Genomic DNA, 25,657 nt, shown 5'->3' on the forward strand with positions numbered 1-25,657 from the left:
TGCAAGTATTGTTATTAGTATACCTGTAAGGAGCAAAGATGAAGAACGCTCAACTGCAGCGCGTGTGGCAGTCCATGAAGGACGTGCCCATGCTGTTCGTTACGCTCGCGGTACTGCTCGTGCTCGTTATTCTGAGTGAAAAGGGTTTCGAGGACGCGCGTGTGTGGGTGGTGGCCGGGCTTGTGCTCGTCACCGTTATCGATACGCTCATCGGCATGATTGCCGACATTAAAGAAGGCCACGTCGGTTTGGACGTGCTGGCTGTGGTGGCGATTATTTCCACGCTGGCCGTGGGCGAGTTTTGGGCCTCCTGGACCGTTGTGCTCATGATTTATTCCGGTTCGGTTATCGAGGCGTACGCGCAAAGCTCGGCCGAACATAACCTCACCGCTCTGCTCAGCGCTGCTCCTCAGACCGCGCATGTGCTCGGTGCGAACGATGCGCTGTGCGATGTGCCAGTTTCCGAGGTTCAGGTTATGAATCTGCTGCTCGTTAAACCAGGCGAAACGGTTCCGGTCGATGGCGTCGTTATGAGCGAACGCGCGGTCGTCAATCTGGCTATGATTAACGGTGAGCCGCTTCCTCAAACCGTGCTGAACGCTCAGCGCGTACCATCAGGCGCGGTGAATGATTCCGAAAGTTTTACTCTGCGCGCCATCGCCTCCGCCGAGGATTCGCAGTATCAGCGCATCTTATCTCTAGTTAAGCAGGCGCAGGAGTCCCGCCCGAGCTCGGTGCGTACCGCGGATCTGCTGGCTGTGCCGTTTACTGTTATCGCGTTCTTCCTCGCTGGTCTTGCCTGGTTCCTCAGCGGCGACCCGGTGCGCTTTACTCAGGTTCTCGTGCTCTCCACGCCGTGCCCGCTTCTTATCGCAGCTCCCGTCGCGTATCTCGGCGGTACTTCGCGTCTAGCTGCCGCGGGTGTGCTGATTAAAGGGCAGGAAGTGCTCGAGCAGCTCACGCGCGTCGGTTCGGTGTTCTTCGATAAAACGGGAACGCTTACGGTTAAGCAGCCGCAGGTTGTGCGCGTCGAGCGTTTTACTTCGAACTATACGGACGACGTGATTCTTGCTGCGGCAGGCGCGGTCGAATCGTACTCCATCCATATTTTGGCGCTCGGTATTGCGCGTGCCGGCAAGAAAGTACGCTCGGCTGCTCTGCCTGTACTCAATGTGGACGCGGTCTCTCACGTATCGGAGCGCAGCGGTTACGGTGTGAGCGCTATCGTGGACGGTCACGAGGTGCGCGTGGGACGGCGCTGTTTCGTCGAGGAATCTGCAGACAGTGTGGGCTTCGCGAAATCAGGGCGATTGCTGAAGCACGATGCGAGACTGGCGGCCATGCGCGAGGCAGACGAGATGGGGGCGTACGTTTCGATCGATGACGAACTCGTGGGGCGAATCGTTTTGCGTGATGTTGAACGCTCGAATGCGCGTACTGCTATCGAGCGTTTGCGCTCTCTGGGTGTGCGCTCTATTTCCATGCTTACCGGTGACGGTCCTGTGTCCGCGAACCGCGTGGCAGCGTCCGTGGGGATTGCTGCCGAGGATGTGCATGCGAAACTGCTGCCGGAGCATAAGCAGAGGATCCTCAATAATGCGCGTAGTGGTGGTGGAGCTGGCGCGATTTTTATGGTGGGTGACGGCGTAAACGATGCGCCAGTGCTGGCCGCGGCCGATATTGGCGTGGCGCTTACGGACGGCTCGTCGTCGGCGGCCTCCCAAACCGCGCACATGGTTATTATGAACGACGACCTGAGTTTGCTGCCGCGTTCCATTGAAATCGCGCGCCGCACGCGCCGTGTTATGCTGCAGGCTGTTTTCCTTGGCCTCGGGTTGGCTCTCGCGGGTATGATTGTAGCAACGTTTGGAGTAATCCCCGCAGTGGTGGGTGCTTTCGGTCAGGAAGCGATTGACGTGGTGTCGATTGTGTGGGCGCTCAACGCTGTGCGAGAAGTGAAGTAAGTAATTGTAGGTAATTATGACAGTTGCAACACCAGAACAATATTCCGTCATGTTGGCGGCGGCGCGCGAAGGCGGATACGCTTTCCCAGCCATTAACGTAACGAGTTCGCAAACGCTCAACGCGGCTTTGCAGGGCTTAGCAGATGCCGGTTCGGACGGTATTATTCAAATTTCCGTAGGTGGCAGCGCGTATGTGAGTGGACAAAAGCTCAAAGATCGCGTTGTGGGTTCCCGTGCTTTCGCCGTTTTCGCGCACGAAGTGGCCTCGCAGTACCCAAACATTACGGTCGCTTTGCACACAGACCATTGCGCGAAGCAGTACCTCGGCGAGTGGGTTGATCCTCTGCTCGACATGGAGATTGAGACCGTACGCCGCGGTGAGGAGCCGCTTTTCCAGTCGCACATGTGGGACGGTTCGACTGTGCCACTGCAGGAAAACCTCGACATCGCTTCCCGTTTGCTCGAGAAATCGGCTTTGGCACATACCGTGCTCGAAATTGAGATTGGTGCTGTGGGTGGCGAGGAAGATGGTCATCGCGCGGAGATTAACGAGAAGCTGTATTCGACTGTGGACGATGCGCGTTTAGTTGCCGACCGGCTTGGGCTGAGCGTTGGGGAGAATGGTTGCGCGCGGTACATGGCGGCCTTTACTTTCGGCAACGTACACGGTTCGTACAAGCCAGGCATTGTGAAGTTGCGCCCCGAGATTTTGCGCGATATTCAGGGTTTTGTGGGCGGCGGCGAGGAGCAGAAGAAGCCGTTCTACCTGGTCTTCCACGGCGGCTCCGGCTCTACGGCGTCCGACATTGCGCGCGCGGTAAGCTATGGCGTCGTAAAGATGAACATCGACACCGATACCCAGTACGCCTTCACCCGCGCCATCGCCGGCCACATGATGACCAACTACGATAAGGTTCTTAAAATCGACGGCGAAGTGGGCGATAAGAGCAAGTATGATCCGCGCTCCTGGGGTCGTGAAGCCGAGGACTCCATGGCCGCCCGCGTAATCGAGACCTGCGTTCAGCTCGGTTCGGCTGGGCGGGCGATTAAGTAGTTGTTTTTGGGAACAATTCACCTCGTACTACAGGTTTTGTGGTAAGGGGTGATTTGTTTGTTGTGGGGTGTGCGCTTGGCTTTAACTTTCATTAGTAACGACATTGGTGAACGTTAAAGCTTTCTGACCGGTTAAATCAGTGGTGGTAAAGGCTTTGCCAGGTAGCGCTAACGCACAGCTATGAAAAAGCTACAGCAGAAGCACCAGATTTGCACATGTAAGAGTGCGTATAAAATCAAGCTTTTTGAGCGCGAACCGAGCTAACCGGATGCTGTATCGTTCATAGATAACCATCATCTATGAGAGTTAAAGCTTTCTGAAGCCAAAAATACGCCAGCGAAAGGCTTTGCCATTCATAGCTAAGCATTAGCTACGAAAGCTAAAGCAGAAAACGCCCGCCGGGCACATAACCCAAACACCCCACCGCCCCACTCCGCCCTCGTAGAGCGTTCAGAGTATCCTCGGAATGTAGTTCTTTTATGCGTGAGGAGTCAATATGCCAGGCGTTATTCTCGTTGGAGCACAGTGGGGCGACGAAGGAAAGGGCAAAGCGACCGACCTTATTGGCGGTCAAGTCGATTACGTTGCTCGCTTTAATGGTGGTAATAATGCTGGTCACACGGTTGTGGTGGGCGAGGAATCTTACGCATTGCATTTGCTGCCATCCGGTATCGTTAACGCGAACGTTACTCCTGTTATCGGTAACGGCGTGGTAGTCGATCCAGAGGTTTTGCTCGAAGAAATCGAGGGCTTGGAAGCGCGCGGCGTCGACTGCTCGAAGCTGGTCATTTCGGATTCGGCTCATATTATTGCGCCTTACCACCGTGTTATCGATAAGGTAACCGAGCGCTACGCTGGAAAGCGCAAGATTGGTACCACTGGTCGCGGTATCGGTCCTGCTTATGCAGACAAGATTAACCGTGTGGGCATTCGCGTGCACGATTTGTATAATCCAGAGATTTTGCACGACAAGGTAGAAGCGTCGCTGCGTCAGAAGAATCAGATGCTGGTGAAGATTTACAATCAGCGCGCTATCGACGTGGAAGAAACCGTAGCTTTCCTCACCGAAATGGGTGAAAAGATTCGCAAGTACGTAGATAACACTGGTCTTCTGCTCAACAAGGCTATCGATCGCGGCGAAGTAGTGCTCTTCGAAGGCGGTCAGGCAACCATGCTCGATGTGGACCACGGCACCTACCCATACGTCACCTCGTCGAACCCAACCTCGGGCGGCGCATGCACGGGTACAGGCGTTGGACCAACAAAGATTGCTCGCGTAATCGGCGTATCCAAGGCATACATCACTCGCGTGGGTGAGGGTCCATTCCCAACTGAGCTCGATAATGAAGACGGAGAATGGCTGCGTCAGCAAGGTCATGAGTTCGGCGTAACAACTGGTCGTCCACGCCGTTGCGGTTGGTTCGACTCGGTTGTTAACCGTTACGCTACTCAGGTTAATGGTCTCACCGACATTGTGCTTACGAAGTTAGACGTGCTCACCGGTCTTAAGACTATTCCAATTTGCGTAGCCTACGATGTAGAAAATGCAGACGGCACACATACGCGTTACGACGATATGCCAACCGATCAGGATGCTTTCGCGCGCGCTACGCCAATCTACGAAGAGATGCCAGGCTGGAACGAAGATATTTCCCAGGTTCATCGTTTCGAAGACTTGCCAGAAACCACGCAGGCATATGTGCGCCGTTTGGAAGAGCTGTCCGGCTGCCGCATTTCCGCTATCGGTACCGGTCCTCAACGCGACCACATTATTTCTGTGCACTCCCTGCTCGACTAAACAGTAACCGTGGCAAAACACAGGACAGCTTCGCGCGCTCGAAAACCGCGCGTTAATCGCACACCTCTCACAGACATCTGGATGTACCTAGTGGTGTTTGTGGGCGGTGCGCTGGGCACTGCCGCGCGTTACGGTATAAGCAGCAGCATGAACACGCTGCCACATCCGCTGTCTATTCGCTGGGGAACTTTTACCGCGAACGTTATAGCAACTTTCGCGCTCGCAGCCATTACTGCGGCCCTGAGCCACACCTTGCTCTCTGAGCATGCGCCGGCATCTCAAAAACGCGCAGGCGAGTTGATTTCTAAAGGCCTTGGCATGGGCGTGTGCGGCGGTTTATCCACGATGTCTACGCTCGCCCTCGAGATCGCGGCGAGTGATTACGGCTGGGCGTATGCGATTGTTTCGCTCGCTGCCGGCATCGTCAGCGCCATTCTTGGAGCGCTGTTCGGTACGTGGGCAAGCGGAGCCAAGCGCGCGCAACGCCGAGCACAACAGCACCAGCAACAGCAAGCGTCGCGCCGTCCTCGCGTAAGCGCTCGTCGCCGCGCACACATTCAAAACAAGAGCCAAAACAAGAGCGTAACGCACCGCGTAAGCCGAGCTACGCAAAAAGCTAGTGAAAATTCGCAGCGGGTACATGCGCGCAAACATCGCAAGCACTAAAGTCATCACGTAAACAAGCAGCGAGCAATCACAAGGAGTTTGCGATGACCGAGACCGCGCCTACCGCGCCAAGCGCGACGCCAAGCGCCGCGCCAAGCGCGACGCCAAGCGCCGCGCCCGAATCGATCTACGGACCGTACCGTCCCGCAATGGAGCGCGTGTGCGACAGCGTCATCGAAGCGCTCGAACAAGCCAACGCGCGAACCAAGGAATCAACCGGCTACTCGTTGTACGAGCACGTGAATACGCGCATAAAATCAGACGAATCCATGCGCGAAAAATGTGAGCGTAAAGGTCTCGAAGCCAACGCTTACAATGCGCTCACCCGTGTGCGCGATGCGATCGGCGTGCGCGTGGTTACCCGTTTTATCGACGATATTGAGCTGGTGGTGCGCGAGCTCGAGCAGATTGAGGGCGTTGAGGTCATCGAGAAAAAAGATTACGTTTTTAACGCTAAACTGAATGGCTACCGCTCGTATCATGTGATTGCCAGCGTGCGCGACCCTCTAAACCCAGCCAGCGCGTACTTTGTGGAAGTACAGATTCGCACTATCGCGATGGATTCGTGGGCAGCGCTCGAGCATGAGCTTAAGTACAAAAAGGGCATTAAAAATCAGGAGCGTATTGTCTCCGAGCTGAAGCGCTGCGCCGACGAACTGGCCTCCTGCGATATGAGTATGCAAACGATCCGCCATTTAATGGATGAGGCCGAAAGCGAGTAGCACGTGAAAATCCTTATAGCAGAAGACGAGCAAGCGCTGTGCCGCGCGTATATGGTAGCGCTCGAGAGGCAGGGGTACGAGGTAACTGCGGTCGCGAACGGTCAGGAAGCCTTAGATTTAGCGGAATCCCATGCCTTCGACGTTATGATTTTCGACATCATGATGCCGATTAAGACCGGTCTGGAAGCCGTGCAGGAGCTGCGCGCTCGCGGAAACTCGACGTACATTATTATGCTCACCGCTATGTCGGAAATCGATGAGCGCGTAAACGGCTTAGATACCGGCGCCGACGACTACCTTACCAAACCGCTTTCGCTTAAAGAGCTGATGGCGCGGCTGCGTTCGCTCGAGCGCCGCTTCGACACGAATTTTGGCAGCAAAGAGATTAACTTCGGTAACATAACGCTTAACGTGCGCGAGCAGGAAGTGAGCGCGCACAGCTCCATGCGCTTAAACGCGAACGAGGTGAAACTGCTCGAATATCTTATTCTTAACGCGCAGCACGCGCCGGTTACGCACGAGGACGTGTACGAGCACGTTTTCGCAAACAACGAGGATAAAGACGCCGGCTACGTTTGGATTTACATTTCGTACGTTAAGAACAAGCTCAAGGCTATCGGCGCGCAGGTGCGCATAACCGGCGAGGACGGCGGCCCGTACGGTTTGGAGATAGCTGATGCTTAAAAAACTTCGTTTGCGCTTTACCCTTATTACCGCGCTGGTTGTGCTGATTGTTACGATTGCGCCCATTTCTGTGCTCAACTTCGTCTCGCACTGGGAGAGCGGGCGCGAAACGAGCGTGCTGCTGCGGCTGATTAACTTCCATAAGGGCATGCTGCCGGCGGAAAGCGTAGACGGAGAAAGTGAGCATTATCAGTACTTTAGCGTGTACCGCTCGTCTAGCGGGGAGGTTTCCGTAACGTCCAAGCGCAACCTCGATAACGTGTCGGACACGCAAATATCCTCGGCCGCCGAGACCCTGCTTGATTCGTTGAGCACAGCGGGAACGGTGATTATTGCCGATCAAAGCTTCTCCTACCAGGTGGTGAGCGAGTCGGACGGGTTGCGCCTGTCCGCCGTGAATATTAACGCGCAACTCGCCAACCGTTCGCGCCTGTTCCATATCTCCATCGCCATGTTTCTCGTGGCACTGTTCTTCTTTATAAGCGTGGCGGCCATCATTTCCAAGTGGGCGGTGCAGCCTTTCGTGGAGAACTACAAGAAACAGAAACGCTTTATTACCAACGCCGGGCACGAGCTGAAAACGCCGCTGGCTATTATTTCCGCGAACACCGAGCTACAGGAGATGATGGAAGGCGAGAGCGAATGGAGCGCGTCTACCAAAGCGCAGGTAGAGCGCATGACCGCGCTGATTAATCAGATGGTGTCGCTGGCACGTTTGGAAGAGCAGCCAGATATGACGTTGGGCGACGTGAACTTCTCCGAAACCGTGCAGAACGCGGCCTCCAGTTTTAAGAGTTCCATTATGCGCGACGGTAAAACTTTCCACATGGACGTGGCCGAGGGGATTAACATTAAAGCCGAAGCGAAATCCGCTTTCGAGCTGGTGAACATTCTCGTGGACAACGCCAACAAATACTGCGATGACGGTGGCAACGTGTCTGTGCTCTTGCGCAAGTCGCGAGATCCACGCTATTCCGCGCATCTTGAAGTAGCCAACACCTACGTGGACGGCAAAGGTAAAAACTATTCGCACTTCTTCGAACGTTTCTACCGCGATGACGAATCGCACACGCGTGCCGGTTCGAGTGAGTCGGAGAAAACCACGTCAGGCTTTGGCATTGGACTGAACATGGCGCAAAGCATGGTGAAGCTCTTTAAGGGGCGCATTGACGTGCGATACAGTGAGGATACTATTATTTTCGTAGTACGACTGTAGGGAAGGAATGTTGTGTCTCTAACAACACTGCTGATGGTGAGTCTGTGCGGCGGTCTCGGAACTGTCGCGCGCTTCGTTGTGGATACGCTCATTAAGCGCGCCTCCACCGGCTCCTTCCCATGGTCCACGTTATTCATTAACACGCTGGCCGGCTTCCTCTTCGCCGCCTGCGTTATCTATCTGCGCTCCTACGACCTGAACATGTACGTTCTGGCCACCAGCGGCTTCCTCGGCGGCTTCTCCACCTTCTCGACCGCGATGAACGAAATTATTTCGCTCGCCCGCGCTCGCCACTTTGTTGACTGCCTCGTCTACGCCGTCTGGTGCATCGGTCTGCCCGTATGCGCGGTTCTCGTAGGCGTTGCCCTGTTTGGCGCTCTCGCTTAGTATGCGCTCGAGCACAGCAGGTTCAGCTCTTCTCTCGCTTGGCGCTGATGCTCGCCGGTATACATAACCACAATCCCATCACCCGGCTGAATAACCGTTGTTGCGCGCGGTACGAACTCTTTGCCGCCGCGCCGCACAGAAATAACCGCGGTATGTTCTGGCCAGTTAATCTTTCCGATCGCTTTGCCCATGACCGCGCTATCGAGTTCGACCGGCAGAGAGATTAAGGCTGATTGACTTGCTTTATCCACCGTTGGTTTGCTCGACTTCATAAAGCGATTGAGCAGTGCGTGATAAATCGGCTGCGTTCTGAGCGCATCGGAAACAGCCAAAGAAATTAGGGTGACCGTTGCCACCGGAAGCATGTGCACGAGCGAACCGGTCATTTCAATCACCAACATCATCGACGTAATCGGAGCCTTCACCGAAGCCGTGAGCGTTCCCGCCATCGCCAAAACTGCGAACGTGGCAATCAGTTGCGGACTAATCGGTGCAATCCGCGCGTAAATGCTGCCGGCCACAGCGCCTACCGTCAAAATCGGCAAGAAAATGCCGCCCGGAGCGCCGCTGCCGAAGCTGGTAGCGGTAAAGAGCATTTTTATGAGCAGTAGCACGACGAGCATTCCCAGCGGGCTTGCTGCCTGCTCGGCAAAAGCGATAAGCGAGGTGCCGCCGCCCAGAGCTAGCGGGAGGAAAATGCCGACCGGCAGGGTCAGCACAATTGCGATAAACAGGCGCCAGTGCAGTGCGATATGACTATACGCGGTCTGCAAGCCGAGCAGCAGCGCGTTCATCGCCGCACCCGTTATGCCGCTAACCAGGCCGAGCGGGATGAGCCACACATAACTGTTGAGGTGGAGCTGTTCGACCGCGACGAAATGCAAAACTGGGTTAAAGCCCAGGAAAATCTTAGACATGAGGTCTGCGGTGAGTGCGGCCGTGGTGGCGGTGAGCAAAACAGTCGGGTTAAAACTGCGGTAGACTTCCTCGAGTGCGAACATCATGCCGGACAGTGGGGCGCTGAACGCCGCGGACAAGCCTGCCGCCGCACCTGCCGCCGTAAAGTTATCGCGCTCAACATTGTTTTTGCTCATACGAGCGCCAATGCCGGCAGCTGTGGCCGCACCAATTTGAATGGACGGACCTTCGCGACCCAAGCTCATGCCGAAGAAGCCGCAAATGATGCCTGCCGTAAAACGCACAAACAGAATTGACCACCAGCGCATTTTGAGCCCCCACAACAGCACGCCCTCAACTTGAGGAATACCCGAGCCGGTAGCCATCGGCTCCCACGCGACGAGCTTGGCGATGGCTGCTGCGGCTGCTGCGGCGGTGAGCAGGAATGCGAGGATTGTTAGGGGGTGATTAGCCATGTATTGGTACGCGCCTACCGCCCAATTATTGCCATACGCGATGATTGCTCGATACGCCACCACCAGCAGTCCCGCGCCCGCGCCGCACATAATCCCTCGCAACGCAATTGACCACTGACGGCGGTGCGACCCCGACAGCAGCTCCTGGATGTGCGTGCGGTAGCGGCGTGAAAGCGCGCGGGTGGTTGAGGTGGTGTTTTCGTTGTTCGTGGCGGTGGTGGCGGTTGAGTTCGTGAGGTCGAAGTCGTCGGCGATATCGTCTACAACGTCGGCGTTGAGATCGGACTCGTGGTTTGGTTTGTGACTTGGCGCGGAATCGTGTGCAGTCATGATCTTCTCCTTGCAGTTTCCGTGCCTTCGCCGGCGCTCATACTCTCAATGTTCTCTATCTTACTCGTGGGGGGGGTGGGGGGCATGGCGGGCTAACAATGTTCACGTCCGTTTGAAGGCTGGTTTTGTGGTGGATTCAAACGTGAACAGTGTGGCTTCGCTGAACACACAATGCTCACGTCCGCAAGTTGTTGAAAATTGGGCTTATCGTGTGCGTGAACAGTGTGAGTATGGCGTACGACACTCTCTACGTCCTCTCGGATGTTCCTGAATCGTGAATGGCTAGAGCGATTCACGATTCACGCACCAATCTTGACATGGTGAATCGTTTAACCATATGCGTGAAAAGTGAGTGGCTATCCCCACTCACGATTCACGCACCCCCACACCAACACCACCCACCCCACCACCCGCGCGCCGCACGCCCTCGCCTGTACAACCGTGCGGTTTAGACTTGGAGCAAGACTTGGAAGAAGACTTGAGCAAGTTAGATGCGAATCAGTGAGGAGACATCCATGGCCGCCACCCACGCAAACCACGAAACCCGCCCAGCAGAAACCTACGCCGACTACCTCTCCCGCGACCACGCTGCCGACCTCAAACTCGCAGCCGAGCGCTTGGTCTCGGTCGCACGCCATACCCACCTCGAAGAGTCCCAGATTCTCTCAGACATGACCGGCGCCCGCGTGCTACTCAAGCCAGAGAACCTGCAAAAGACGGGTTCGTTCAAGCTGCGTGGTGCGTATAACAAGATCGCGTCGTTGTCGCAGGACGAGCTCGACCGCGGCATCATCACGGCTTCCGCAGGCAATCACGCGCAGGGCGTAGCGTATGCGGCTCGCGAACGTGGCGCGCACGCGACGATTGTTATGCCGCGCATCACGCCGCCAATCAAGGTGGATGCTACCCGCGCGCTGGGTGCGACGGTGACGCTCGAGGGTGATGTTTTCGACGAGTCAAGCGCCTACGCTGCTAATGCTGCGCGCACGCAGGGTCTCACTTTTGTGCATCCGTTTAACGATTACGAGGTTCTCACCGGTCAGGGCACCATCGCTATGGAGATTCTTGAGGACTGCCCTGAAGTCACCGATATCCTCGTCCCGCTCGGTGGTGGTGGTTTGGGCGCAGGCGTTGCGATGGCTGTAAAGACTTTCGCCCCGCATGTGCGCGTTATTGGCGTTACGCCGGAGGGTTCGGTTGCCTTCGGTCAGTCGTTCGCGGCCGGCGAGCATCGCGTTTACGCTGCCGACGCTGTGCACACGGCTGCTGAGGGTGTTGCCGTGCGCGAGCCGGGTTCGCTCACTTTCGCTCTGCTCGAGAAGTACCTCGACGGCTTCGTTACTGTGTCCGAGCGCGATATTTCCGAGATGATTTTGCTGATGCTCGAAAAACATAAGCTCGTCGTCGAGGCTGCCGGAGCCGTGTCTTTGGCTGCTTTGAACGTTCTCGATAAAATTAAGGCTCTTCCTGATTTAGAGGCGCCGCTCGAGGCTCCTGCTTTGAGTGAGCGCGTAATCGTTCCGATTTTGTCCGGCGGCAATATCGATACCGTTACGATGGGTGCGGTTATTCAGCGCGGTATGATTTCGCGCGGCCGCATTATGCAGTTCGGCGTTGAACTTCCAGATACGCCTGGTCAGCTCGCTTTGATTGCTCAGATTCTTGCTGATTTGCGCGCGAACGTGATTGAATTGAATCACGATCAGTTCAAGGCTCAATCACATTACACGAACGCAGTATTGCTCGAAGTGACGGTCGAAACAAACGGTCCTGATCATATCCAACAGATTATGGACGCTCTACATGTTAAGGGTTTCCGCGTCAATCGCGTCTACTAAAGCAGGTAAAGCTTTCTCAATGGGCTCGCGAATAATATCGTTCGCGAGCCCATCCATATGTGTGGGCTGTGCGTTCATAATGCGAATGTGCTTACCGAGCTGAGCGGCGAACGGAATCAGCGATGCTGCTGGATACACTTCCAAACTCGAGCCAATCACCCACAGCTCATCCGCTTCCTCTATCAGGGCTGCTGCTTTCTCCATCGCGCCATGTGGGAGAGCTTCACCAAAATAGGTAACGTTCGTCTTCATCAAACCGTTGCAGCGTGGACAGTGCGGATCCGGAGTCTCATCTAAAGCGTCCATAATCTGCGCGGTCTCGCAGTCAAAACCGCAGTCCATGCAGTGCGAAGTGGCAATGGTTCCGTGCAGGTTGACAACTTTCTCGGGCGAATTGCCCGCGCGCTCGTGTAGACCGTCGAAGTTCTGCGTGGCAATAATGCTGAGCGCACCCATCTGCTCGAGCTTAACCAGCGCCTGATGCGCCGGACCCGGTTGCGCCTGCCAAACCGCTGACTCCTTCTGCCAGCGCCAGGAGTACTCCCGTGCCTGCTGATTGCTCACGAACAAATCGATGTCGTACACACTCGTCTGCTCGGGATGCTTGGCCCAGACGCCATCGGGACCGCGAAAATCGGGGATGCCAACGGATGTGGAAATACCTGCACCGGTAAAAACGGCAATATGTGGAGTAATCATACTTCGATTGTAGACCGGGGAAAAAGAAAAAGTCGGGTTAGCGGGATTTGAACCCGCGACTTCCTCGTCCCGAACGAGGCGCGCTACCAAGCTGCGCTATAACCCGATGTTGCCAATATTGTGTCAACGGTGGATATCCTACTCCGTGCACGGCATATTTTAAGAGAAGGGCGTGTGCTTGCGCGGTTTGTGGCTGCGGTGGTACTATATGCAAGGAAAAACAATGATGTATTTCTGTGTTGATTCGCAGAAATGAGCGCGACACGCCGATGCTTTGCATCTGGGCGCGTGGTGGTGTATTGTTTTTATTCGCTGCCTGATGCGGCTGATTCTCTTCGGTTTGGGGGGGTTGGTTGGTTTGTGTTGTGGTGGTTTGAGAACTCAAGAGCGTGTTTTGTACTACTTTTTATGTTTTGATAATGCCAGTAACAGCTGAATGATTTTGTTGTTTGGTTGTTTTTTGTGCGTTGAATGCTTTATTTTGTAGAGTGTTTTTCGTTATTTTTCTTTTATTTTTTGTGAGTCATTTATTGTGATTCTTCATGATTTTTTTGTGGAGGGTTTGATTCTGGCTCAGGACGAACGCTGGCGGCGTGCTTAACACATGCAAGTCGAACGGGATCCTTTCTAGCTTGCTAGGGGGGTGAGAGTGGCGAACGGGTGAGTAACGCGTGATTAACCTGCCGTGTAGTTTGGAATAGCTCCTGGAAACGGGTGGTAATGCCGAATGTTCCACATGCTCGCATGGGTGTGTGGGAAAACGTTTTAGTGCTATGCGATGGGATCGCGTCCTATCAGCTTGTTGGTGGGGTAGTGGCCTACCAAGGCTTCGACGGGTAGCCGGCCTGAGAGGGCGACCGGCCACATTGGGACTGAGATACGGCCCAGACTCCTACGGGAGGCAGCAGTGGGGAATATTGCACAATGGGGGGAACCCTGATGCAGCGACGCCGCGTGCGGGATGACGGCCTTCGGGTTGTAAACCGCTTTTATTGGGGAGCAAGCGTGAGTGAGTGTACCTTTTGAATAAGCACCGGCTAACTACGTGCCAGCAGCCGCGGTAATACGTAGGGTGCAAGCGTTGTCCGGAATTATTGGGCGTAAAGAGCTCGTAGGCGGTTTGTCGCGTCTGGTGTGAAAGTCCATCGCTTAACGGTGGATTGGCGCTGGGTACGGGCAGGCTAGAGTGTAGTAGGGGAGACTGGAATTCTCGGTGTAACGGTGGAATGTGTAGATATCGGGAAGAACACCAATGGCGAAGGCAGGTCTCTGGGCTATTACTGACGCTGAGGAGCGAAAGCGTGGGGAGCGAACAGGATTAGATACCCTGGTAGTCCACGCCGTAAACGGTGGATGCTGGATGTGGGGCCCTTTCCACGGGTTCTGTGTCGGAGCTAACGCGTTAAGCATCCCGCCTGGGGAGTACGGCCGCAAGGCTAAAACTCAAAGAAATTGACGGGGGCCCGCACAAGCGGCGGAGCATGCGGATTAATTCGATGCAACGCGAAGAACCTTACCAAGACTTGACATGTTAACGATGGCCTCAGAGATGGGGTGTCTCTTCGGAGCGTTTTCACAGGTGGTGCATGGTCGTCGTCAGCTCGTGTCGTGAGATGTTGGGTTAAGTCCCGCAACGAGCGCAACCCTTGTCTTGTGTTGCCAGCACGTTATGGTGGGAACTCACAAGAGACCGCCGGGGTTAACTCGGAGGAAGGTGGGGATGACGTCAGATCATCATGCCCCTTACGTCTTGGGCTTCACGCATGCTACAATGGCCGGTACAGCGAGGTGCGATAGGGTGACCTGGAGCGGATCTCTGAAAACCGGTCTCAGTTCGGATCGGAGCCTGCAACTCGGCTCCGTGAAGGTGGAGTCGCTAGTAATCGCAGATCAGCAACGCTGCGGTGAATGCGTTCCCGGGCCTTGTACACACCGCCCGTCAAGTCATGAAAGTGGGCAGCACCCGAAGCCGGTGGCCTAACAGTTTTTGCTGGGGGAGCCGTCTAAGGTGAGGTTCGCGATTGGGACTAAGTCGTAACAAGGTAGCCGTACCGGAAGGTGCGGCTGGATCACCTCCTTTCTACGGAGATTTGAGAAATCACTGTGTGTGGTTTGTTTTTAGGCACAACTTGAGACCATGCTTGTTTTGTGAGTGTGGGGTTGTGTGTGGTGTGGAAATTATTGAAACGTTGTGGTATGGGCATGCTTTTGGGTTTCCAAATTGCGACAGCTTTTTGGGAGCAAGCCCGCTATTGCGAGTATGGCACTGTTTGGTGTTGTGGTTGTGTGGTGTGGTGTGGTGGTTTGAGAACTGGATAGTGGACGCGAGCAATGATCTTTATTGATTGTTGTTGTAATTGAACTGAACTTCTAATTTTTTTAGTGGTTTGTTGTTCGATCGTTTTGTGATCATTTTAGTGTGATGATTTGTTGTCTAGGAATTGTATTCGATAGGTGTTTAGCAGTGTTTTTGTTGTTAAGGGCTTAGGGTGGATGCCTTGGCACATGGGAGCGATGAAAGACGTGGGAGGCTGCGATAAGCCTCGGGGAGCTGTCAACCGAGCTGTGATCCGAGGGTGTCTGAATGAGGAAACTCACTGGGTAGGAATGCCTAGTACTCAAACTTTGTTTGGGGGCGTACGTAGGGAAGTGAAACATCTCAGTACCTACAGGAAAAGATATTCCGTGAGTAGTGGCGAGCGAAAGCGGAGGAGACCAAACCGGTTGTGTGTGATACTTGTCAGGGGTTGCATGATCGGTGTTGTGGGATGTTGTCGTACTGGTTCTGACAGGCTGGTGGCAAGTGATAAAACAGGGTGTGAGCTGAACAGGATTGAATGCCTGGCTGTAGAGGGTGATGGCCCCGTAGGTGTAAATGCTTTGTCTTGTTGATGATGGTCCCAAGTAGCACGATACTCGAGGAATTTCGTGTGAATCTGCCCAGACCGTTGGGTAAGTCTAAATATATCCATGTGACCGATAGTGGACGAGTACCGTGAGGGAAAGGTGAAAAGTAGTCCGGGAGGACAGTGAAATAGTTTCTGAAACCGTGAGCTTACAATCCGTCGGAGCCTTGAGGGGTGACGGCGTGCCTATCGAAAAATGAGTCTGCGAGTTAGTGGTATGTAGCGAGGTTAACCCGTGTGGGGGATCCGTAGCGAAAGCGAGTTTTAAAAGGCGTTTGAGTTGCATACTCTAGACCCGAAGCGGGATGATCTATCCTTGAGCAGGTTGAAGCAGGGGTAAGACTTTGTGGAGGACCGAACGCACCTAGGTTGAAAACTGGGGCGATGACTTGTGGATAGGGGTGAAAGGCCAATCAAATTCCGTGATAGCTGGTTCTCTCCGAAATGCATTTAGGTGCAGCGTCGGTTTTAGTTTCCAGGGGGTAGAGCTACTGGATGCTTGCGGGCTCGTATGGGGTACCAATAGCAGCCAAACTCCGAATACCTGTGAAGTGGTGGCCGGCAGTGAGTCAGCGGGGGATAAGCTTCGTTGTCGAAAGGGAAACAGCCCAGATCGTCGTCTAAGGTCCCTAAGCGTGTGCTAAGTGGGAAAGGATGTGGAGTCGCATAGACAGCCAGGAGGTTGGCTTAGAAGCAGCCATCCTTGAAAGAGTGCGTAACAGCTCACTGGTCTAGTGGTTCCGCGCCGACAATGTAGCGGGGCTCAAGCACACCACCGAAGACGCGGCAATCAGTCTTTAAGGCTGGTTGGGTAGGAGAGCGTTGTCTACTGGGGTGAAGCAGGCGTGGAAACGTTTGTGGACTGTAGACAAGTGAGAATGCAGACATGAGTAACGAAAGACGGGTGAAAATCCCGTCCGCTGGATGACTAAGGGTTCCAGGGCCACGTTCATCGTCCCTGGGTGAGTCGGGTCCTAAGGCGAGGCCGACAGGCGTAGTCGATTGGATGAAGGAGTTGATATTCTCCTACCAGTGTATTCTCGACCATTCCGAGGCTTACTGTACTAACCTCACACTTTCGTGTTTTTCATCTTTCGGGGTGTTGAGCGTGTTGGTGTTTGGGATCTTGGTTTGTAGTAGGACAGCACAGGAGTGACGCATTGGGATAGCTGACATGTCAGGTGGTTTTGGCATGGTAAGCACGCAGCCTGTGGGATAGGTAAATCCGTTCCACGTGAGGGTGAGGTGTGATGCGCGCTGGTTTTATACTGGTGTTTTGGTGATTCTTGGTGTCAAGAAAATCTTCGGTGTGAGAGGATATATCTGCCCGTACCCTAAACCGACACAGGTGGTCAGGTAGAGTATACCAAAGCGATCGAGCGAATCCTGGTCAAGGAACTCGGCAAATTACTCCCGTGCCTTCGGTATAAGGGAGACCCTTGATGGTGAAGCCCTGTTGCGGGTGGAGCTTTTGGGGGTGGCACAGACCAGGGGGTAGCGACTGTTTACCAAAAACACAGGTGCATGCGAAGACGTAAGTCGCTGTATATGCACTGACGCCTGCCCGGTGCCGGAAGGTTAAGAGGATCCATTAACCCTTGTGGTGAAGTGGTGAATTTAAGCCCCGGTAAACGGCGGTGGTAACTATAACCATCCTAAGGTAGCGAAATTCCTTGTCGGGTAAGTTCCGACCTGCACGAATGGCGTAACGACTTCCCCACTGTCTCGACCAGGAGCTCGGTGAAATTGCAGTACGAGTAAAGATGCTCGTTAAGCGCAGAAGGACGAAAAGACCCCGGGACCTTTACTATACCTTGGTATTGGCATTCGGTGTGGATTGTGTAGCATAGGCGGGAGACTGTGAGGCCAGGGCGCTAGCTTTGGTGGAGTCGTCAAGTGAAATACCGTTCTGTTTATATTGGATGTCTAACCTCGAACAGTTATCCTGTTCAGGGACAGTGCCTGGCGGGTAGTTTAACTGGGGCGGTTGCCTCCTAAAGAGTAACGGAGGCGCTCAAAGGTTCCCTCAGCCCGGTTGGTAATCGGGTGTTGAGTGTAATTGCACAAGGGAGCTTGACTGTGAGACTGACGGGTCGAGCAGGGACGAAAGTCGGAAATAGTGATCCGGTGCCGGCGTACGGACGCGGCATCGCTCAACGGATAAAAGGTACCCCGGGGATAACAGGCTGATCATTCCCAAGAGTCCATATCGACGGGATGGTTTGGCACCTCGATGTCGGCTCGTCGCATCCTGGGGCTGGAGCAGGTCCCAAGGGTTCGGCTGTTCGCCGATTAAAGCGGCACGCGAGCTGGGTTCAGAACGTCGTGAGACAGTTTGGTCTCTATCCTCTGCGCTCGTTGGAATTTTGAGGAGTCCTGCCCATAGTACGAGAGGACCTGGGTGGACGAACCTCTGGTATGCCAGTTGTCACGCCAGTGGCATGGCTGGTTAGCTACGTTCGGAAGGGATAACCGCTGAAAGCATCTAAGCGGGAAGCCCTCTCCAAGATGAGAATTCCTGACACTCTTTTAAGGGTGTGTGAGACTCCCGAGAGATGATCGGGTTGATAGGCCAGGTGTGGAAGCGTGGTAACACGTGGAGCTGACTGGTACTAAGTGTCGAAGACAATAACACGCCATAGTTTTTTATGGTTTTGGTTAAACATTGAATACTCTTCCTTAACAACAAGGAACATTAAATCTGCGTACGAAACGATTCGCGTCTGCTAGCCGGTCCCCAAACCAACACGGGTCTCGTGTCGGTGAATACGAGGATAATTTAAGATTTTGCGGTGGTCATGGCCTAGGGGAAACGCCCAGTCTCCATTTCGAACCTGGAAGCTAAGACCTAGCACGGTGATGGTACTGCACTCGATAGGGTGTGGGAGAGTAACAAACCGCCGCAACAACACTTATGAAAAGAGGACGACCATGATAGGTCGCCCTCTTTTCATATATACACTCCCCACAAATTCAGGGAAGGCTCAGGGATAATCAGGGCGATATCTAGATCCGAAAGTTCTACCATGGAAGTATGAGACTTTTAGGAAATATCATATGGCTTGTGTGTGGTGGACTCATGACAGCAGCGTCATGGTTTATTCTTGGTGCTGTTTTCTGTCTAACTCTGATGGGCATCCCTATCGGTATTCAATGTTTTAAAATGGCTGGACTGACGTTAACTCCTTTCGGTCAAACCGTTGTATACGGTGAAAGTATCACTTCCACACTGGTTAATATTCTGTGGGCAATCACTTTCGGCTGGTTGTTTGCCTTCGCCTACCTCTTTAGCGGCATCGTCAATTGCTTAACGATTATTGGTATACCCTTCGGCATCCAATCATTCAAAATGATGAAGCTCGCCTTTGCTCCGTTTGGTGCACACATTGTGCCAATCATATAAGCGTAAAAATACACAAGAGCCAGGCTACATAAGTAACCTGGCTCTTCGTTTACCTGGAGATTATTCCTCAGTCCGAGTTAAATCATAAACCGTTACGCCATCAATAGTTTGCGCGGTGAAGTTTTCCTGTACCCACTGAGCAATCTGCTCGGCAGCTGAAGAACCACCATTAGCCTGACCTCCCATACTATTGCCAGCAATATAATAATGAATCAATTTTTTGCTCACATATTCTTTGAACTGTTCCAGCGTAGGATAATTATCCGTTCCATTAAAACCGCCAATCGCCATAACAGGAACTTCACTGGCTAACTGGTATGAAGCCGCAGATTGAGATCCAGTTGTGGCCGCTGCCCATCGGTACTTAGGAGCATCCTCTTGCAAAAGAGCAATCAGTTCAGTACTCGTGGAAGCACCACCACCGCCCACTAAACCGCCCATGCCACCCATACCGCCTGACTCCGTATTATTGCCAGAAGAAGCTGAGCCGTTCGAATTTGATGAATTGGATGATGTATCAGAACCTGATGAACCTGTTGGTGGGGCGCCGCCCATGTTGGAATCTCCACCGCTTGGCGCGCCCTGAGCTCCTTGACCTTGAGGCATAACGCCTTGGGAATTCGAGTCGTTATTCGATGCACCTCTAGGAGATTCGCCTTGAGGGTCTGCCTGGGAAGTATTGCCCGATGAAGGGCCTTGTTGTTGAGACTGCTGCGGGCTAGCAGACTGCGATGAAGTAGCAGAAGTTGCACCTGATGCGTTCTGTGTATTGTCTGTCATGATTATTCCTTTGTTTTAGTTATTGGTTGATGGAGGTGTCATTCCGCCTCCTCGTGGCCCGCCACCCATGGAGGTTTGAGGTCCAGCAGAGACGATAGATCCGCGATGACCGGTAGAGATAGTAGCTGCCGTCCACGCGATAGATCCAGCCAAAGCTGAGACAAGAGCAAGAGCTGCACCCAGAGCTGAGATAGTTCTGAGCAATGGTAGGTTCAGATTTAGTTCTGAGATATTACTGATACCGAGAGCAATAAAGATGATTCCAGCGATACCACCAGTAATGAGAACTGTGTAAGCGATCATGGCATAGCCAGAAGCTTGAGAGATAAGAGTAAAACTCCATCCAGCAGTAATCATAATTGTTACCGCAGCAGTCAGAGGTGCCCAGATAGTATGACGTTCTGACCATAAGAGAGCAACGCCTGCAGCACTGAGAACTGCGATAGCTGGGGCGATTGCAACCGTGTAATATGCGTGGAAGATGCCAGACATATAGCTGAAAATTAGCCATGTGACAATAAGCCAGCCGCCAAAAATAATTGCGCATGCACGGCGAATATCTGTACGGTTTTTCCATCCTGCAACAGCAAGAGCTACAAGCAAACCTGCAAGGGCTGCGAAAACGAGCCACGAAATCTGACCGTTAAAATCGCTCGTGAACAAACGATTCCAACCAGTTTCTCCCCACTGTCCACCTTGAGATTTACCAGATTCGCCTGGCACAACCGATCCAGTTTCATCGCCAGTTAAACGACCTAAACCGTTGTATCCGAAGGTCAGCTCCAAGAAGGAGTTATTCTGAGATCCGCCGATATATGGGCGCATACTTGCAGGAACGAGAACGGTGAGTAAAACCCACCAGCCTGCCGAGATGGTCATGGTAACCAGCGCTACTATACCATCAAGGAGCTGACGCCAGAATTTTGTTGGCGAAGCAATCATAAATGCCAGAGCAATTCCCGGAAGAATGAGCATAGCCTGCAACTGTTTCGTTAAGAATCCAAAGCCTACAGCAACACCTGCCAGAGCCATCCACCCTGTGCGGCGCAGATTACCCAAGCGGGTAGTATCATGCTCAAGAGCGCGCAAAGTAGCAGCTACAGCAGCAACTTCAAGGAAAACGAGCAAAGCATCAGGATTATTAAAACGGAACATCAAAGCAGCTACTGGAGTAGTCATAAAAATAACTGAAGCTAAAATGCCGGTCCAGTTGCCCCAATATCTGCTCGTAACGCTGTAAATCAATCCGGTGGTTAGTACTCCCAACACAGCTTGAGGAAGTAAAATCGCGAAGGAGTTCAGTCCAAGAGCGCGCACAGAAAGAGCCATAAGCCAAATAGACGCAGGCGGTTTATCTACAGTAATCGCATTACCAGCATCAGACGAACCCCACAGAAAAGCCCACCAATTCTGCGATCCTGCTTGAGCTGCGGCCGAATAAAACTCGTTGGCATAATCTGAAGCTGTTAAGTTCACAAAGAACACAGCTACTGCAGCAAGCATAACGGCACCAAAAGCAATCCAATCAGTTCGCGAGCGTGAGGGCAGAACGAAGCGATTTGTGTAGCGATTCGTAGAGCGTGAATGAGTAGAAGAAGTCATAAAGTATCCTTAAACAGCGGGAACAAGAAGACGAACAGGAACAAGGCTTCCTCAGAAAACGGGTGCGCGGAGCGACTCCATGCGTACAGCACGTTTTTGCAAAGCACCGATAGTGCCGCGACCGTAGCGAGAACGCATACGAATCATGCCCTGAATGTCTTTGCGTGCAGTGTCAATAATGTGTACGGAACTATTCGGATCTTCAACCCAGTACACGGGGATTTGATTGAGTTGAAGACCGCGGTTTTGAGCCAGAAGAAGAAGCTCCGTGTCGAAGAACCATTCATTATCTTGAATGGATGGAGCTAGAGCACGGAAAACATCGGCGCGCACAGCTTTAAAACCGCATTGCGCATCGCTAAAGTTTGCGCCCGAATAGCTGCGCAGTAAGAAGTTGTAGCAGCGCGAAATAATATCGCGGAGAAAACTGCGCGCGGTTTTTGATTCTTTCATAAGTCGCGAACCAATCGCCAAATCCGCCTCATGATGAAGAAGAGGAAGAACGAGATCATCGATGTGCTCCAAACTTGTCGATAAATCCGCATCCATATAAGTAACAACCTCAGCGGACGAACTCATCCACGCGGTTTTTAACGCTAAACCGCGACCTTTACGCTGAAGATGCATAGCTCGAATAGATTGCGGGTGCTGAGCTGTTAACTCAGTAGCGATATTCCATGTAGAATCGATGCTGGCATTATCGATAACAACAATGCGCCAGGAGAACGTAGTATTATGCCTCTCAGCGAGATACTCGTGTAGGGATTCGACTGCATTGTGCAGGCATGATTTCTCGTTATACACCGGTATCATAAACTCTACGTCCGCTGGTTCGGGAGCGCCGTAATACAAAACTCCTTGAGATTCAAACGAAACGATGGATGAGTGTTCCATGGAGGGGTGTTCCATATATGCTCCTTTCAAGATGTCTGGTTTAAGTTAAACGAAAGAATCTGAAGGCAAACTCCATGTAAAGTTTGGTTCTTCTCCACGTTCGCTGAAAGCTTTCTGAAAGGTGAAGAGTGTATAGTGGTTGGTGAAGGCAAAAATATCAAAGAGGATTATATGAAAACAGTGAGCATTGGTCGCACACCAGCGAAGTCGTCGGCTGTGGCTCAAGGCGTGATGCGTATGGCTGAAAAGTCAGCAGCAGAAGCTGAAAAAATTACTGCTGCAGCTCTTGAAGCAGGTATTACTTTCTTCGATACTGCAGATGTGTATACAGATGGTGAGAGCTCGCGTAAGCTTGGCGCTGCTTTGAAAAGCTTGAACGTTGATCGTTCTTCTATAGAACTGCAAACAAAAGTAGGTATTATGGCTGCAGAAGAAACAGGCTCGGTAACTGTTTATGATTTTTCGAAGAAACGCATTCTTGACCGCGTTGATTATGAACTGAAAAACTTACAGACCGATTATGTTGATTTTCTGCTTTTACATCGTCCAGATACTTTGCTTGAGCCAGAAGAGATTAATGAAGCTTTTGCTGAGCTGAAGGCTGCTGGAAAAGTACGTCATTTTGGCGTGAGCAATATGTCTACATGGCAGATCGAGTTCTTACAAAGTCAGTTAGATGAGAAATTAGAAGTCAATCAGTTGCAGATGAGCTTGGCGCATACCGGCATGATTGACCAGAACATCTACACAAATATGGAAGAGACGCGCAGTATTGACCGTGATAGTGGGTTATTGGAATATTCTCGTCTACGCTCAATGACTATTCAGGCATGGAGCCCACTGCAAGCAGGATTCTTTGGCGGAACCTTTGTGGATAATCCTGAATTCCCTGAGCTCAACGCTAAGCTCGAAGAACTGGCAGACAAGTATAACAGCACGAAGAATGGTATTGCTGTGGCATGGCTGCTGCGTCATCCATCTCAGATGCAGGTGATTATTGGTTCTATGAATACGCAGCGCATTGCACAGTTCGCTGCTGGAGCAGATGTTGAGTTAAGCCGTCAAGAATGGTATGAGCTCTACGCTGCTGCAGGCAATTTGTTACCATAAGCATCATGCATTATTTCACTCCACGGCGTTGCACATCGACGAATAAAATCATGTATAAAACGCGCGGACAGGCACAAGAAGCTGTGCGCAACAGTTATATAGAACGTGGTGTGCAACTGTGGGTGTATGTGTGTGATCATTGTGGCACATGGCATTTAACAAGCCGTCCGCCCGTCCAGGATGCTCTTCGTAATGTGGGCAGAACATCTGCTCCTACAGGGCGTAAATCCTGGTCGGGCAAACCGATTTTATCTCGTAAACGCGGATTTAAGCCGCGCAAGCACTAATAGAGAGGTTTAGTCCACACTCGCACGTGTGGTGGGATGGATAACGCTCCCTCTCGTATAACTCGTTGAACCGGAATTACTACACTTAAATCGGTAAACAGAAAAACATAAGGATGATAGTTGCTATCCGATAAAGGTGGCAAATCTAGTCAATGCACTGGTTGAAGCGGGAAATCAGGGTGAACAAAATTTCCTCCCTGACCATTGAAATCGTTAAAAATAAAATTATCTCCCTACAGTGCGCCGCATCTATTACAGGTTAAAGCTAGATAGCGTTGATTCATTGTTTTGGAAAAACGATAATCGATGCAATACCACTGTTTAAGGAAGGCTTTAAATTCGGTAGTGAAGAAGCCAGCTCGATCAAAATGAGCGACAGGAATCAGACTCCATATATCGTACTGATAATCTTCGGATGGAATGAGATGCACGCCGATAGCAAACTCACGAATAAGCTGATGGCACTTCCAACCCGGGCGATATTCTCCAGTTACAAAGCCAACGCTATCGATACGGTAAAGCATAGGTTCAGGTGAGTAGTATTCGTCTGGCTCTTGGCCATTCTCTAAAGCGCGAATGTAATCGCTAGAAGTAATAGGAGTTATCTGAAAGCTCATTTAGCACGCTCCTCACCTCTTTCGCCAGACTTCTCTAACAATAAATTGTAATAATGGTGTGCTATAAAATGAGAAATAATGAGGAGGAAAGACAATGGAAGAATCTGTGGACGAGGCGTTGAAAATTGATGAGGGTACTGCTGAGAAGTTGGACAACACTGCAACATTGGAATTTAGTAGCGTGAATCAGTCGAAGAAGCGTAAACGCTTATGGCTGGTTGTGTCTGTAATTGTGGTTGTTGTGGTGTTGGTTGTTGCTGGTGTGTGGGGTGTGCGTTCTGCGCGTATTGCTGATTGTCAGAAGGCTAATAAGGCGTATACGACTGCGTATGCTGCGTATGAGAAGGCTTTTAAGACCGCTACGGAAACAGGGCAGGTTATTACGAGTGCGGATCAGGTGGCAGACAAGGCTGTTTTTGAGAAGTTTCATAAGGTGACGGCGTCTAGGGTGAGTAAGGGTGCGCTGTTGGATTGTGATATTAACGTGGTGAATGTTTTTACCACGTCGACGGACGCGTTAGTCAAGAAGACGAGTGAGTTGAATACTGCTGCGAAGACTATTGTGACTGTGACGAGGGATCTGGTGGCGTCTAAGGATGCGAAGGATCTGGCTGATGCGAAAAATGCCGCGCAAGCGAAACTCGATGAAGCCACTAATCTGTATGCGTCGTCGGATGGTCAGGTAGCGGATAATAGTGCGCGCGACAACCTCCAAAACACAATTAACGCGGTTAATACAGCGTTGAACGATAAGAAAGCCAGCGTAGAGTCTCTCAATAAGGCTTTAGAGCCTGTGCAGGGTGCGATTGACGGCGTGAATAATTCGGTAGAAGCGAAAAGGCAAGCAGACGCACAAGTCGCAGCCGCTCAAGCCCAAGCTCAAGCGCAGGCACGTTCGCAGACTCGTTCTGGTTCGCGCTCTTATTCTGGTGGTGGTTCGCGTTCGTATAGTGCACCACGATCAAACTCAGGTAATACTGGTGGCACCACGAGTGGCGCAAGTAACTTCGACTGGGATGCATTCGTTAGAAATCAGCCTGTTGGTTCTTGTGAGGCTGAGGGGACATGTCATCTAGCTATTGGTTAGAATAATTCACAGTACTTTTAGTGTGTCCATACGTTTTGTGTGGGCACACTTTTTTGATATCAACATTGTGTACTTCTGTTTGTCATTACTTGGTAGGGACACTGAGGTGTTTCTTGAACCTATAGGTAAACACTCTGTAAGAGAGTGGAGAATGGAAGGATACAGTGTTTATGGCGAGACATAAGCATATGAATATCACAATCCGTCAGGGTCTGGTCAAGACTATGGCGGTGGGTGTGG

The 25,657-nt window shown here is 52.3% G+C and carries 19 protein-coding genes, 1 tRNA gene and 3 rRNA genes; 16 read left to right on the forward strand and 7 right to left on the reverse strand.

Annotated features, from left to right (window positions below):
* Nucleotides 1–74 precede the first annotated feature (74 nt).
* From HMPREF2909_RS08120 to HMPREF2909_RS09935, 8 genes are all read left to right on the forward strand, one after another.
* Complete coding sequence (locus HMPREF2909_RS08120) at nt 75–1,964, forward strand: heavy metal translocating P-type ATPase (RefSeq protein WP_148130852.1); 1,890 nt, start codon at nt 75–77, stop codon at nt 1,962–1,964.
* A gap of 16 nt (nt 1,965–1,980) precedes the next feature.
* Nucleotides 1,981–3,018: a class II fructose-bisphosphate aldolase gene (gene fbaA / locus HMPREF2909_RS08125; RefSeq protein ID WP_071415879.1), complete on the forward strand. Its 1,038-nt coding sequence runs from the start codon at nt 1,981–1,983 to the stop codon at nt 3,016–3,018.
* A 496-nt stretch (nt 3,019–3,514) separates the two neighbouring features.
* On the forward strand, nt 3,515–4,816 hold the full coding sequence (locus HMPREF2909_RS08130) for an adenylosuccinate synthase (protein WP_049216575.1): 1,302 nt from the start codon (nt 3,515–3,517) through the stop codon (nt 4,814–4,816).
* Between the two features lie 9 nt (nt 4,817–4,825).
* Nucleotides 4,826–5,482 (forward strand): fluoride efflux transporter FluC, encoded by a 657-nt coding sequence (locus tag HMPREF2909_RS08135; protein WP_071415880.1) that lies wholly within the window; start codon nt 4,826–4,828, stop codon nt 5,480–5,482.
* Nucleotides 5,483–5,526: 44 nt separating this feature from the next.
* Nucleotides 5,527–6,204, forward strand: coding sequence for a GTP pyrophosphokinase (locus HMPREF2909_RS08140; RefSeq protein WP_084797323.1), 678 nt, complete (start codon nt 5,527–5,529; stop codon nt 6,202–6,204).
* A 3-nt stretch (nt 6,205–6,207) separates the two neighbouring features.
* Nucleotides 6,208–6,888, forward strand: coding sequence for a response regulator transcription factor (locus tag HMPREF2909_RS08145; protein ID WP_084797324.1), 681 nt, complete (start codon nt 6,208–6,210; stop codon nt 6,886–6,888).
* The gene (locus HMPREF2909_RS08150; RefSeq protein ID WP_071415881.1) at nt 6,881–8,104 is read left to right on the forward strand and encodes a sensor histidine kinase; all 1,224 of its coding nucleotides are present in this window, start codon (nt 6,881–6,883) and stop codon (nt 8,102–8,104) included. The genes HMPREF2909_RS08145 and HMPREF2909_RS08150 overlap by 8 nt, the downstream gene beginning before the upstream one ends.
* Nucleotides 8,105–8,137: 33 nt before the next feature.
* Nucleotides 8,138–8,491 (forward strand): fluoride efflux transporter FluC, encoded by a 354-nt coding sequence (locus HMPREF2909_RS09935; RefSeq protein ID WP_084797325.1) that lies wholly within the window; start codon nt 8,138–8,140, stop codon nt 8,489–8,491.
* Here the strand turns inward: HMPREF2909_RS09935 and HMPREF2909_RS08160 are convergent.
* Nucleotides 8,488–9,954, reverse strand: coding sequence for a ClC family H(+)/Cl(-) exchange transporter (locus HMPREF2909_RS08160; RefSeq protein WP_246815562.1), 1,467 nt, complete (start codon nt 9,952–9,954; stop codon nt 8,488–8,490). The genes HMPREF2909_RS09935 and HMPREF2909_RS08160 overlap by 4 nt on opposite strands.
* Before the next feature lie 755 nt (nt 9,955–10,709).
* Between HMPREF2909_RS08160 and ilvA the strand changes: the two genes are divergently transcribed.
* A complete protein-coding gene (gene ilvA / locus HMPREF2909_RS08165) occupies nt 10,710–12,032 on the forward strand; it encodes a threonine ammonia-lyase (RefSeq protein WP_071415883.1) in 1,323 nt (440 codons plus the stop codon).
* On the opposite strand, the gene HMPREF2909_RS08170 is transcribed toward ilvA, so the two are convergent.
* Both HMPREF2909_RS08170 and HMPREF2909_RS08175 read right to left on the reverse strand, forming a co-directional pair.
* Nucleotides 11,994–12,728 (reverse strand): SIR2 family NAD-dependent protein deacylase, encoded by a 735-nt coding sequence (locus HMPREF2909_RS08170; RefSeq protein WP_071416042.1) that lies wholly within the window; start codon nt 12,726–12,728, stop codon nt 11,994–11,996. The two genes, ilvA and HMPREF2909_RS08170, sit on opposite strands and share 39 nt — an antisense overlap.
* A gap of 35 nt (nt 12,729–12,763) precedes the next feature.
* Nucleotides 12,764–12,837: transfer RNA gene (locus HMPREF2909_RS08175), tRNA-Pro, on the reverse strand.
* A gap of 444 nt (nt 12,838–13,281) precedes the next feature.
* Here HMPREF2909_RS08175 and HMPREF2909_RS08180 point away from each other — a divergent pair.
* The 4 genes from HMPREF2909_RS08180 (at nt 13,282) to HMPREF2909_RS08195 (ending at nt 19,040) form a co-directional block, all read left to right on the forward strand.
* Nucleotides 13,282–14,811: ribosomal RNA gene (locus HMPREF2909_RS08180) — 16S ribosomal RNA — on the forward strand.
* Between the two features lie 386 nt (nt 14,812–15,197).
* Nucleotides 15,198–18,272 (forward strand): 23S ribosomal RNA (locus tag HMPREF2909_RS08185).
* 153 nt (nt 18,273–18,425) lie between these two features.
* Nucleotides 18,426–18,543: ribosomal RNA gene (gene rrf / locus HMPREF2909_RS08190) — 5S ribosomal RNA — on the forward strand.
* The 16S, 23S and 5S rRNA genes sit together here, the layout of an rRNA operon.
* Before the next feature lie 128 nt (nt 18,544–18,671).
* Nucleotides 18,672–19,040: a YccF domain-containing protein gene (locus HMPREF2909_RS08195; RefSeq protein WP_071415884.1), complete on the forward strand. Its 369-nt coding sequence runs from the start codon at nt 18,672–18,674 to the stop codon at nt 19,038–19,040.
* Nucleotides 19,041–19,100: 60 nt separating this feature from the next.
* Here the strand turns inward: HMPREF2909_RS08195 and HMPREF2909_RS09580 are convergent, their stop codons facing one another.
* Genes HMPREF2909_RS09580 through HMPREF2909_RS08210 form a run of 3 tightly spaced genes read right to left on the reverse strand, consistent with a single transcriptional unit; the run spans nt 19,101 to nt 22,331 of the window.
* The gene (locus HMPREF2909_RS09580; protein ID WP_071415885.1) at nt 19,101–19,820 is read right to left on the reverse strand and encodes a mannosyltransferase YkcB-related protein; all 720 of its coding nucleotides are present in this window, start codon (nt 19,818–19,820) and stop codon (nt 19,101–19,103) included.
* A gap of 15 nt (nt 19,821–19,835) precedes the next feature.
* Complete coding sequence (locus tag HMPREF2909_RS08205; RefSeq protein WP_071415886.1) at nt 19,836–21,422, reverse strand: ArnT family glycosyltransferase; 1,587 nt, start codon at nt 21,420–21,422, stop codon at nt 19,836–19,838.
* Between the two features lie 51 nt (nt 21,423–21,473).
* Nucleotides 21,474–22,331, reverse strand: coding sequence for a dolichyl-phosphate beta-glucosyltransferase (locus tag HMPREF2909_RS08210; RefSeq protein WP_071415887.1), 858 nt, complete (start codon nt 22,329–22,331; stop codon nt 21,474–21,476).
* Between the two features lie 156 nt (nt 22,332–22,487).
* On the opposite strand from HMPREF2909_RS08210, the gene HMPREF2909_RS08215 reads away from it, so the two are divergent.
* Nucleotides 22,488–23,426 carry an aldo/keto reductase gene (locus HMPREF2909_RS08215; protein ID WP_071416043.1) on the forward strand — a complete coding sequence of 313 codons (939 nt, stop codon included), beginning with the start codon at nt 22,488–22,490 and terminating at the stop codon, nt 23,424–23,426.
* Between the two features lie 5 nt (nt 23,427–23,431).
* The gene (locus HMPREF2909_RS08220; protein ID WP_071415888.1) at nt 23,432–23,713 is read left to right on the forward strand and encodes a hypothetical protein; all 282 of its coding nucleotides are present in this window, start codon (nt 23,432–23,434) and stop codon (nt 23,711–23,713) included.
* A 233-nt stretch (nt 23,714–23,946) separates the two neighbouring features.
* Here HMPREF2909_RS08220 and HMPREF2909_RS08225 read toward each other — a convergent pair whose 3' ends face one another.
* A complete protein-coding gene (locus HMPREF2909_RS08225) occupies nt 23,947–24,330 on the reverse strand; it encodes a hypothetical protein (protein ID WP_071415889.1) in 384 nt (127 codons plus the stop codon).
* A gap of 94 nt (nt 24,331–24,424) precedes the next feature.
* Here HMPREF2909_RS08225 and HMPREF2909_RS08230 point away from each other — a divergent pair, with 94 nt between their 5' ends.
* Nucleotides 24,425–25,417, forward strand: a complete 993-nt coding sequence (locus HMPREF2909_RS08230; protein ID WP_071415890.1) for a hypothetical protein — start codon at nt 24,425–24,427, stop codon at nt 25,415–25,417.
* Nucleotides 25,418–25,657: the final 240 nt, after the last annotated feature.

This window comes from Alloscardovia sp. HMSC034E08 (assembly GCF_001813415.1).
In the GTDB taxonomy this organism is placed as follows: Bacteria; Actinomycetota; Actinomycetes; order Actinomycetales; family Bifidobacteriaceae; genus Alloscardovia; species Alloscardovia omnicolens.